An 11,358-nucleotide genomic window follows, 5' to 3' on the forward strand; every position below is an offset into this window, starting at 1 on the left:
GATATTATCAGAGATATTGTAATTCTTTGCAAAGGAAATCCTAAACTACTCGACCAGCTTATTCTTTCTGGCTAAGGTTTCGGACAACAATGTTTTAAAAACCTGCCGGGTTTAGCTAACCCACCTGCTACAGCTTTCTGCACCAGCCACCACAGTCGCTCCATTCGGAAATCCGCCCGAAAAGCTGTAATTTTGATTCTTGTAGATGTTGAACAAACCCGCTCAAACGTGAAAGTCTGTATTGCAGAGAAACCCAGTGTAGCCCGTGAGATTGCCCAGGTAATTGGCGCCAAAACGAAGAAGGACGGCTACTTCGAAGGCAACGGCTACCAGGTTACCTGGACCTTCGGGCACTTCTGCACCTTGCGCGAACCGGACGATTACAAACCGGAATGGAAGCGCTGGAGCCTCTACGACCTGCCCATGCTGCCCGAAAAATACGGCATCAAGCTCATGAACGAAAGCGGTGTGCAGAAGCAGTTCAAAATTATCGAGCGACTCCTGCAACAGGCCGAGGAAGTGATCAACTGCGGTGATGCCGGCCAGGAAGGGGAAGTAATCCAGCGCTGGGTGCTGACGGAAGCCAAATACCGCCGCCCGTTCAAGCGCCTCTGGATTTCGTCGCTTACCGAAGACGCCATTCGCCAGGGCTTTGCCAACCTCCGCGACGGCTCCGAGTTCGATTCCCTCTACCAGGCCGGGAAAAGCCGCGCCATCGGCGACTGGCTGCTGGGCCTGAACGCGACGCGCCTTTTCACGCTCAAGTATGCGCAGGGGAAGCAGGTGCTTTCCATTGGCCGCGTGCAGACGCCCACGCTGGCCATGATCGTGAACCGCCACCACGAAATACAGAACTTCGTGCCGCAGCCCTACTGGGAGCTCAAAACCATTTACCGCGACACCACCTTCTCAAGCACCAACGGCCGTTTCCAGAAAGAAGAAGAAGCGCTGAAAATACTGGAGGCCATTAAGGGTGCTGAACTCACCATCACAGACGTCGAAATAAAGAAAGGCACCGAAAGCCCACCCAAACTCTTCGACCTGACCTCGCTGCAGATTGAGTGCAACAATAAGCTGGCCATGTCGGCCGACGAGACGCTGAAAACGGTGCAGAGCCTCTACGAGAAAAAGGTAGTTTCCTACCCGCGTGTGGATACGGTGTTTCTGCCTGACGATATTTACCCGAAAATTCCGGGCATCCTGCAGGGCCTCAGCAATTACCAGAACGAGGTAGCGCCGCTGCTGCAAAGTAAAATCCGGAAGTCGAAAAAGATTTTCAACAACAACAAAGTAACCGACCACCACGCCATCATCCCGACCGGCGCCGCTGCAGGCAACCTATACGGGCGCGAAGCGCAGGTATACGATATTATCACCAAACGCTTCATTGCTGCTTTCTACCCCGACTGTATCGTGAGCAACACCACCGTACTGGCAGCCTCAGCAGGCTACATGTTCCGGGTGCGGGGCAAGCAGATCCTGGAGCCGGGCTGGCGCGTGATTTATGGTGCCGAAGACGTAAAAACAGAGCCAACAGGCGGCAAGGAAGGTGAAGGAAAAGACGATGATGTGGCAGCCGGCGTACTGCCTAACTTCGAGCAGGGCGAACACGGTCCGCACGAGCCGCTGCTGGACAAGAAGATGACCAACCCGCCCAAGGAATATACCGAAGCCACGCTGCTGCGTGCCATGGAAACAGCCGGCAGGCAGGTAGAAGACGACGAGCTGAAAGAGGCGTTGAAGGAAAACGGCATTGGTCGCCCTTCCACACGCGCCGCCATTATCGAAACGCTGTTCAAGCGCCAGTACATCCGCAAAGACAAAAAGAAAATCGTGCCCACACAAATGGGCATCGACCTGATTGGCGTTATCCGGAACCCCACGCTCATGTCGGCGGAAATGACGGGGCAGTGGGAACGGAAGCTGCGGCAGATCGAAAGCGGCGCCTTCGCCTCCGATGCTTTTCTGCAGGAGTTGCAGCAGTTCGTGGTAGCGCTGGTGCAGGAAGTAAAATACGACAAAGCCACCGTTTCACTGGAGCCACAGGCCCCGCAGGAACAGGCAAAGTCACAAAAAAAATCTGCTGCTCCTGCCACCACAGCCACTGCTGCTGCTTCAACCGGCACCAACGGCCTTGGCTCCTGCCCTTCCTGCCAGCAAGGCCACATCGTGAAAGGCTCCAAAGCCTACGGCTGTATCCGGTTCAAGGAAGGCTGTCATTTTGTTATACCGTTTGAGCAACACGGCAAACAGCTAACCGACAAGCAGGTGAGTACGCTGCTGAGCAAAGGCAAGACCGGCGTGATAAAAGGTTTCAAAGCTGAAAACGGCGAAGCGTTTGATGCTGTTGTTTCGTTTGATGCGCAAAACCAGCTGCTCTTTACAAAAGCAGAAAAAGAACCCGAAGCCGATCCGTTCGCCCAATGCCCGAGCTGCAGGCAGGGGCGCCTGCTCAAAGGCAAAGCAGCCTATGGGTGCAGCCGCTTCCGGGAAGGCTGCCGCTTTGTGGTGCCTTTCGAGATGGGCGGTAAAAAATTAACCGATAAGCAAATTGCTACTTTGTTACTCAAAGGCAAGACCGGCAAAATAAAAGGATTTACATCGGCCAAAACCGGCAATGCGTTCGATGCGGCGCTGGCCATAAATGAAAACGGGCAGGTGGTGTTCCAGTTTAGCTGATACACAAAAAGACCCGGCAGCCTGTGTTAGCTGCCGGGTCTTTTTGTGTTTAAGAATAGCTTCGATTACTCTTTTACTTTGAAAGTAATCTCTTGTTTTTGTACATTAGAACGCTTGTCTTTTGCAGTAATCGAAAGCTTGTAAGAACCTGGCATAAGCTGGTTCTGTGCAACCAGGGTGTCCAGGATCGCCACATTCTTGTTGAAGTGCTTCGTGAAATCCACAATCGGCGCTTCACCGTTCAAATCACTGATCTGCACAATCAGGTCTTTCACATCATCTTTGTCAACAACTGAAAGACTAACTGCTACACCATTTGCTTTCGTGAAAGAATGATTGGCCGTTGGTGCATTTACTGTTACATAAGGTTTTGAGCCATCTGGTTTCATGCCATCTTCAAAGATATCCTCGCAAGAAGTTAACATCACAACCGCAAGCATTGTGGCTAAGATTGATTTCAATTTCATAAAATTATTTGGCTAAAAGTTGTTTCTGACTAAAAATTAAGTTGTTGATTCAAAAGCTTTAAGTTTTGTTAAACAAACGAATCGCCGGTACAATTTATTTTAAGTAACTGATTTATAATCATATAACTTAAGAAGCGTTTCAGTTTCAGTTTAATAATTATTCCTGATTAACTCCCGGCTATATAATTTCCGGCTTATTTTCTTCAAACGCAGCAGCAAGCTATATAATTCCATTTACAGAAAAAAATTGTAACCTTATTTTATTTGCACTTTTTTGCTCAAACTTTTAATTTAAGACACGCTTGCAAAAATAATAATGCTTACAAAGCTGCCAATCTGCTCAAATTTTAAACATTTTCAAAATATACAAGAAGAACCTAATACATTTTAAAATATTCACTTTCCGGTTTAATAAATTCACATCACATCATAATATTGTTTACAGTTAAATCAATAAAATACAATTATACACCTGTTTTTCCACCTGTTGCAGCCATTTCTGTAGCTAATGCCACATAAATTATTTGAAACGTAATATTTTTCCACACATACTCTTCGCATGAAGCGGGTTGGCTGATTCATTTTTTTCCGGTACAGGATGTAAAAGCTTTCCAGTGAGCAGTATGAGCCCGGAGCAGGTACCCAAGCGCCGCACGCCAGGATAACTTAAGCACTTAGAACCCGTACTTAAAAGGATGAAGATTTAAAGTATCTGCTTAAGTCTTCAGGAATAAAAACAATGTTTCATTAAATATAAGACCTATGAGAAGCTATGAGAATTCGGGTTACAACCCGTACAATGACAATGACAGAACCCAAAGCAAAGGTTCTTCACGAAACTATTATTCTGGCGAATTTGATATAAATAGCAACCGCATTCGCGGGGCGCACGACAGAAACAGATACTCCTCAGGAGAATTTGGAACTGGCCGTGATACTTTTTCTTCTTCCGGTCATGGCAATGCTTCTACCTATGGCCATTCTAATTTAGGTACTTCCAGAGGCACATACGGAACAGGTTCTTCCAACTGGGGAAACACTTCTAACTATGGTAGCAGCGGCTACGGAACAGGCAGCACCTATGGTACTTCAGGTTCCCGCATAAACGACTACAGGTCTACCAACCGCTATGGCAACCGCGACAGTTGGGACAGAACTACCGACAGAATGGAAAACGCCTGGGACCGTGCCGGCGACCGAATGGAGAATGCCTGGGAGCGTACCAAAAATAAAGCTTCCAATGCCTGGGATCGAATGACCGATGACGACGATACCTCCTCCTACAGCCACAGAAGCTCGCTGCCCCGAAACTATAATACCTATGGCTCTTCAGGCAGCTATACTTCCAATGACTACTACAACCGTAACCGGGGCTTCGGCCATGACCGCGATTTCGATCGTGACCGTCATGAGCATGACAGAGGATTCTTTGATCGTGCCGGCGACGAAGTAAAATCCTGGTTCGGTGATGAAGATGCGGAACGCAGAAGAAGAATGGATGAAATGCGCGACCGTCAGGAAGACAGGGATTACAACAATTACAGGCGTACCGGCAGCACAAGCTTCGGCAACACCTACAGTGGCCCTCCCTACTCTTATGGCTCTTCCTCCAGAAGAGACTATGAATGGTAAGTTGCCTTCACTCAGTTTTATGAACCGGTATGCTGTTAAACAGCTTGCCCGGCGCAGAAGCTGACAACGAGTTTAAATAAATAAAAAGTCCCGGTGCTGTAACGCCGGGACTTTTTTTTGCGCCTCTGCAAAGGCTATTTTTTTATGCTGCAGCTGCCACCACAGCCACTGCTGCTCAGGGCCGTAACAGAATGCTGCTGCTAATGCGTTTTTTCAAGCACATTGTAAATGTGCTCATAGCGCTTAAACCCTTCCACATCTACTTTCAGGTCTTTGAGCAAACCTTCTTTGATATCGTAAACCAGGCCATACAACTTTGGCGGATCATCGGAGCGCATGGCATTCTGAATAATAGATGTTTTGGAGAGATTATGTACCTGCTCAATCACATTCAGCTCCACCAGGCGACGCAGGCGCTCCTCTTCATCAAATATGTTGAGCATCTCGCGCTCGTGCAGGCGCATCACATCTTTTATGTTCCGGAGCCAGTTATCGATCAGGCCGTATTGTTTGTTGCTGGCAGCAGCTGCCACTCCCCCACACCCGTAGTGGCCGCAAACAATAATCACCTTTACTTTTAGCACCTCCACGGCATACTGCAGCACCGATAGCAGGTTCATATCCGTATGCACCACCATGTTGGCGATGTTACGATGCACAAACATTTCGCCCGGGCCCGTGCCCGATATTTCGTTTGCCGGCACCCGGCTGTCGGAGCAGCCAATAAACAGGTAGCGGGGCTCCTGCCCTAAGGCCAGTTTGTTAAAATACTCCGGGTCTTCGTTGCGCTTTTGCGTGACCCATTTTTTATTGTTTTCCAGTATTCGCTGCATATTTATTTTCTTCAGATGGCTGCGCTTAGTGCATTTCCATTACCTGCACTTCTTTTACATTACGCACTTCCACGGTAATGTCGCGTTCATGTGCGGTTTTCTTAAACTCCTGTATGGCCTCCAGCACATCGTAGTCGATATACTGCGAATTTTCACCATCAATGATCACGTGGCTGTTTTCCGGTATTTGATCCAGCGTAATAATCACACTGGCTTTGTTCAGAAAAGAAACATGCTCGCTGAGTTTCAGGCGGATAACCTCCTTTTCCTGGTGCTCTTCTTTATGATAGAAGTAAGGCGACTTGTAATTTGCTTTCAGGATAAAGAATATTCCAACAGACAGGCCCACGCAGATACCAATCAGCAGATCGGTGAAAAGGATGGCTACAATTGTTACGATGAACGGAATGAACTGCTCGTACCCCAGTTTCAGCTGCGCCTTGTACAACACAGGCTTGGTCAGTTTGTAACCCACCACCAGCAACACAGCGGCTAAAGCCGATAACGGAATCTGGTTCATGAAACTGGAGAGGAGCAGCACCGACAGCAGCAGGAATATGCCATGCACAAAGCTGGAAACCTTAGTTTCGCCGCCTGCCGCTACGTTAGCCGAGCTCCTTACAATTACCGCCGTCATCGGGATACCGCCAATCATTCCTGCCACCACATTACCGGCACCCTGCGCTAAGAGTTCCCGGTTGGTATGGGTGCGGCGTTTGTGCGGGTCCAGTTTGTCGACCGCTTCCACGCTCAGCAAGGTTTCCAGGCTGGCAATAATGGCAATGGTAAACGCCACCACATACAGCGATGGATTTGTAAACTGGCTGAAATCCGGGTGACGCAACTCGCCACCGAGGTCGCTAAGGCTGTTAAATATGGGAAGGTTTACCAGGTGTCGGCCCGTAATACCCAGTTCCGGCATAGCGCCCAGGAAAAAGGCATTGATGGCTATGGAGGCAAGCACAACAATCAGCGCTCCCGGAACCAGCCTGAAAAATTTAATGCGCTTTAACCTATCGTTGTCCCACAGGATGAGAATGAGCAGCGAGATCACACCAATGATAAGGGCGCCCTGGTTAATGGCAGAAAAAGCATGCGTCAGTTCCGAAAAAGTAGTTCTTCCATCCGGCTGAAAGAAATTCATTTCACCGAAGAAGTCGTCGTCGGCACCGATAAAATGCGGAATCTGCTTCAGGATCAGGATAAGGCCAATAGCAGCCAGCATCCCTTTAATGACAGACGAAGGAAAATACAGCCCGATAACCCCGGCTTTGATAAAGCCAAGCGCCACCTGAATCACACCGGCCAGCACAACCGCCAGCAGGAAAGCCTCGTACGACTGTAGCGTATGTATGCCATTCAACACGATTACGGTAAGCCCGGCAGCAGGACCGCTCACGCTAAGTTGCGAGCCACTCAGCCAGGAAACAACAAGGCCACCTACGATACCGGTAATGATACCGGCAAACAGCGGCGCGCCCGATGCAAGCGAAATACCAAGGCAGAGCGGAAGCGCTACCAGGAACACAACCAGGCCAGCCGGAATGTCTCTTCCGAGGTGAGCCAGGTAATTGGGATGATTTAATCTGTCTTTCATAAAATGTTTTAATAATGTAATAGCTGCGTTTCTTTGGCTTTAAAAGGAGTTGATAACAAAAGAAAAGCTTGTTCCAACATCCAAATATTTTGTAAGGTAGAGCTGCAACATTAAAACTGTATTAAAACGAAATTAAAATGAGATTAAAATCATAACCGGGTAGGAATAAATCCGTAGGCCTGCGGCAGGGCAATGGTCACCTCTGTACCTCTATTTAGCTTAGAATGAAGGTTTATGGTGCCGCGGTGCAGTTTCAGGATGCGTTCTGCGAGCGGCAGGCCAATACCGTGGCCGGTTATGCTGCGCACATTTCCGGCCCTGAAAAAAGGAACGAACACATGTTTTAAATCTTCTTCGGCAATGCCCAGGCCGCTGTCCTGTACCTGCAGCACCACATTACGCTCATCCACGGCTAGCAGCACCGAAACGTGCTGCCCTGCGCTCGAAAACTTGACGGCATTTTCCAGCACGTTTACAATGGCTACAAGTAAAAGCGCCTCGTTTCCTTTCACCACAAGGCGGTCTTCATCATCCGGGAAATTGGCAAAACTGATATCAAAACGGGCTTCGGGCTGGCGTTTCAGTGCCTGGTCTTTGGCCTGCCAGAGCAGTTCATCGAAGCGCAGGTAGGTTTTCTGAATTTTGGAAGGGTCTACACTGGCCTGTGCTATCTGCAGCAGCCCGTTCGAAAGCTCCGTCAGCAGACGCGCCTCTTCCAGGGTTGATTTGAGCACGCGCCTGTATTCCTGCGGCTCCCGGTCTTTCATCAGCGCTACTTCCAGTTCTCCCGTCATGGCGGTTAAAGGCGTGCGCAGCTCATGCGAGGCATTGGATACAAACGTCCGCTGCATTTCGAAGGCGTGCTCCAGGCGGTCGAGCAGCTGGTTAAATGTTTGCGCCAGGAACGACAACTCGTCATTTCCTTCCGCATTGCTCAGGCGTTTGTCCAGGTCTGTGGCATTAATTTTTTGCACTTCGTTCACCACATTGGTAATGGGCCGCAACGCTTCCTTGGCAAAAGCCCAGCCTGCTACTACCACCACCACCATCGATCCCAGGAAACCACCTATCAGGATAAGCCGCAGGTACTGGAGCTTCCGGAGGCTGTAAGCATCCACGGAAGAGGAAAATACCACAAAATCACCTTCGTTATCGGTAAAGGTCATACCCACTACCTGCCGGTCCCCCTGCTCAAAAGCAACTTTTTTGCGCTGTCGCACCTTTTCCAGCAGGTTCTGGCTCACATGCAGGTCGCCATCCCCATCCGCAAAAACCAGTTCCCCGGTAGACCTGTAAACGCGTACCACCTCAAAAGGCAGTGCATGATAGTAACTGATCATGGTCTCATGCGCTTCCTGCTCCCCTATTTCATCATCATCGAGTACATAATGCGAAATAATATGGGCTCTTTTCTCGATCCGTTTAAAAAAGTCATCCTTCCGGTAAAGCGAATTAAAAAAATAGATAACCAGGGAGAACAGGATAAGGATAATGGCAAAAATGACGGCAAACTGCAAGGTCAGCCTGGTCCTGATTTTCATAAGCCGCTACCTTCTTTTAGTACATACCCCATGCCCACCAGCGTATGAATCAGTTTGACAGGATAGCCTTTGTCCACTTTTTTCCGCAGAAAGTTGATGTACACATCAATAATATTGCTTCCAGTATCAAAAGACGTCTCCCACACATTTTCGATAATATCCACGCGCGACACAACCCGGCCTTTGTTGCGGAGCAGGTAATACAACAAGGCAAACTCCCGGGCGGTTAGGGCAACAGGTTTTCCGGACCTTGTTACGGTTTTATCCGCCAGATTCATCTCCAGGTCGGCCAGTACCAGCTTTTCGTTGTTGCTGCTGTCGGTGTGGCGGCGGGTGAGCGCCCGGATGCGGGCCAGCAGTTCTTTAAATTCAAAGGGTTTTGTCAGGTAATCGTCTGCGCCTGCATCCAGCCCGGTAATTTTATCGTCGGTGGTGCCCAGGGCGGTAAGCATCAGGATAGCGACAGCAGGATTATGCTTTCGAATCTGCCTGCATGCGTCCAGCCCGTTCATAGTTGGCAGGATAATGTCCAGTATCACCAGGTCATAGTCGTTCTGCAGGGCAAGCTTCACGCCGAACAGCCCGTCGTAGGCCTGGTCTACGTCATATGCCTGCTCTTCAAGCCCTTTTTTGATAAAGGCCGCTACTTTGGGTTCGTCCTCAACAAGTAAAATTTTCATGATGCGATGGAAATTGCAGAAGCACCGCCAGGAACGTTACCTGTTAGCGCCGTAGCAGTATAAACAAAGGTACGAAGTTGTTTAGAAACGACAGGAAGGAAAATGAAAGAGGCATCAAAGCGGCAACGGGCAGAAGATCAACTACCAGGAACGGCTTTGGGAAATGCAGCAGGCCCGGACTAAAGCTACCAGGATGCCTGTTGAACATGCGCCTGTTCCTGCGGCACCACCAAGCGGGTTAACAAAGACTATCCAGTACCCGCACGCGGGCTCTGAAACAGGATTAGTAAAAAGTAAATCAGATGCTGTAGCTGTCACGGGTGAAGGGTTGCGGTTACCAGGGCAGGCAATATTCTATGCAGCCTTCAGCAACCACAGCATCAGTATAAAAACCCGGAAACTGAAGACACCCGTACTGGGGTGCCGAAAAAGAACAGCACGTGCCGTGTTAATTCTGGTTCAGGGTAACGGCTTCTTTCAGCAGCCTGGCAAAATAGGTTTCATCAATATCATCCAGGCACTTCACTTTAATGTGCGGATACTGCCCGTTTCGGCTTACAAGTCGCTTATGCGGATCGGTTAGTTCTTTCCCCCGGAAAAATCCGAAATGAAGCCCGTTTCGGGAAGAGGCAAAATAGCAGACCGGGCCGTAAAAAAAGTAACAGGGATTGTTCCAGCGGTAGGTTTCTTCCAGGTGTGAGACCGTGCTCTGAATGATGCGCCTGATCTCACGTCCTAACATTTGCTTGTCCACGGTTAACTTGTCAAGGTACTCGTCAACCTGGTTGGTAGTGGCTTTAGCTCTCATGGTTTTGTTGTTCTGTAAACAAAAAATGCTTTACCCCATAAATATATTCATTTACTAATATTTAAACAAAAAGTTTATCCAACCGCTATACACGCAGCCGAAATTGAGCCGAAGCATGCAACTTTTTAGTAACAGTACTGTGGAGGGGGGTAGGACTACAAATAATGAAAGTAAAAATTGAGTCTGTTTATCGCATGGCTGCCTTTTCTGTAAATTAGTACAAAGAGAGGATCAACATTCCCCTCCCTGTTTTACCAGGATTGATGTTTTGAAAAAAGATTTTGCCGCAACGGCGGCTAACTGCCCGAAGAAAACGGCAAGCAGGTGCAGCGGGTGTGGTGGCTGCTGCAGTAAATAGTTTGGAGTGCTTGAAGCAGGAATAACAGGTGGGTACGGCGGTGAACGAAAGCTCCGTCAGCTGTCAGGCTTGTTTAACGCTTTATTAAGCGGTATAATTGTTTACTTCCAGGCGCTGCAGGAGCCGTTCTTCCAGCTCATCAAGGTCACAGTAGCCTTTCGTCAGCAGCTCCGGCCCTTCCGGCCCTTCAAAATAAACACACGGGAAGCTGGTGGCGCCAATCTGCTCTACAAACTGGAACTCCTCTTCGAGCTGCTCCATAATTTCGTCTGCTTCGTAGAGCGTCATGAACAGGTTATCCGAAATACCAAAAAGGCGCGTCACTTTTACCAGGTTCTCCGGTTTGGTAATATCCAGGCCATCGGCGTAAAAAGCAGAGTGCAGGGCACGCAGCACCTCCAGCGACAGCACAGGCCGCAGTAGCCGCATCGCCAGCAAGGCCCGGCAGGCCGGTTCTGTTTTATACACAAACGATTTTTCGAGAAAGAACCTGTAATCGAAGGGCAGGCTGGTGCGCTGCTGCACCCGGTGCCAGCTCACGGCTAGCCGCTCCTTTGTGTCCTGCTGCAACGGCTCGGTAGCATATGCCTGAAAATCCCCCAGCAGCACTCGCACCTGCAGCCTTCCGTGCCAGAGTGCCTTTAACCGGCGCACCACATAGGTAAAGCCATAGCACCACGCACACATCGGATTGGTAACATACAGTAAGGTGGGTGGATGGGGAACATGTGTCATAATGCACGAGTGTTTTTTGCTGTTTATC

9 protein-coding genes are annotated in these 11,358 nt (G+C 49.2%); 2 read left to right on the forward strand and 7 right to left on the reverse strand.

The window, feature by feature from the left end:
• Nucleotides 1-228 precede the first annotated feature (228 nt).
• Complete coding sequence (locus DCW36_RS09600) at nucleotides 229-2,679, forward strand: type IA DNA topoisomerase (protein ID WP_114783176.1); 2,451 nt, start codon at nucleotides 229-231, stop codon at nucleotides 2,677-2,679.
• Between the two features lie 65 nt (nucleotides 2,680-2,744).
• On the opposite strand, the gene DCW36_RS09605 is transcribed toward DCW36_RS09600, so the two are convergent.
• Nucleotides 2,745-3,146: a hypothetical protein gene (locus DCW36_RS09605; protein WP_125185457.1), complete on the reverse strand. Its 402-nt coding sequence runs from the start codon at nucleotides 3,144-3,146 to the stop codon at nucleotides 2,745-2,747.
• Nucleotides 3,147-3,908: 762 nt separating this feature from the next.
• On the opposite strand from DCW36_RS09605, the gene DCW36_RS09610 reads away from it, so the two are divergent.
• Nucleotides 3,909-4,778 carry an SWFGD domain-containing protein gene (locus tag DCW36_RS09610; protein ID WP_114783178.1) on the forward strand — a complete coding sequence of 290 codons (870 nt, stop codon included), beginning with the start codon at nucleotides 3,909-3,911 and terminating at the stop codon, nucleotides 4,776-4,778.
• A gap of 200 nt (nucleotides 4,779-4,978) precedes the next feature.
• Here DCW36_RS09610 and DCW36_RS09615 read toward each other — a convergent pair whose 3' ends face one another.
• From DCW36_RS09615 to DCW36_RS09640, 6 genes are all read right to left on the reverse strand, one after another.
• Entirely contained in the window at nucleotides 4,979-5,611 is a 633-nt protein-coding gene (locus DCW36_RS09615; protein ID WP_114783179.1) for a carbonic anhydrase, read from the reverse strand.
• A 25-nt stretch (nucleotides 5,612-5,636) separates the two neighbouring features.
• Complete coding sequence (locus DCW36_RS09620) at nucleotides 5,637-7,208, reverse strand: SulP family inorganic anion transporter (protein ID WP_114783180.1); 1,572 nt, start codon at nucleotides 7,206-7,208, stop codon at nucleotides 5,637-5,639.
• 149 nt (nucleotides 7,209-7,357) lie between these two features.
• Complete coding sequence (locus DCW36_RS09625) at nucleotides 7,358-8,749, reverse strand: HAMP domain-containing sensor histidine kinase (protein ID WP_114783181.1); 1,392 nt, start codon at nucleotides 8,747-8,749, stop codon at nucleotides 7,358-7,360.
• The gene (locus DCW36_RS09630) at nucleotides 8,746-9,429 is read right to left on the reverse strand and encodes a response regulator transcription factor (RefSeq protein WP_114783182.1); all 684 of its coding nucleotides are present in this window, start codon (nucleotides 9,427-9,429) and stop codon (nucleotides 8,746-8,748) included. The genes DCW36_RS09625 and DCW36_RS09630 overlap by 4 nt, the downstream gene beginning before the upstream one ends.
• Nucleotides 9,430-9,877: 448 nt before the next feature.
• Complete coding sequence (locus DCW36_RS09635) at nucleotides 9,878-10,237, reverse strand: DUF1801 domain-containing protein (RefSeq protein ID WP_114783183.1); 360 nt, start codon at nucleotides 10,235-10,237, stop codon at nucleotides 9,878-9,880.
• A 442-nt stretch (nucleotides 10,238-10,679) separates the two neighbouring features.
• The gene (locus DCW36_RS09640; protein ID WP_114783184.1) at nucleotides 10,680-11,330 is read right to left on the reverse strand and encodes a DsbA family protein; all 651 of its coding nucleotides are present in this window, start codon (nucleotides 11,328-11,330) and stop codon (nucleotides 10,680-10,682) included.
• Between the last annotated feature and the right edge of the window lie 28 nt (nucleotides 11,331-11,358).

Origin of the sequence: Botryobacter ruber, assembly GCF_003347595.2 — a bacterium.
GTDB classification, from domain to species: Bacteria; Bacteroidota; Bacteroidia; order Cytophagales; family Hymenobacteraceae; genus Pontibacter; species Pontibacter ruber_A.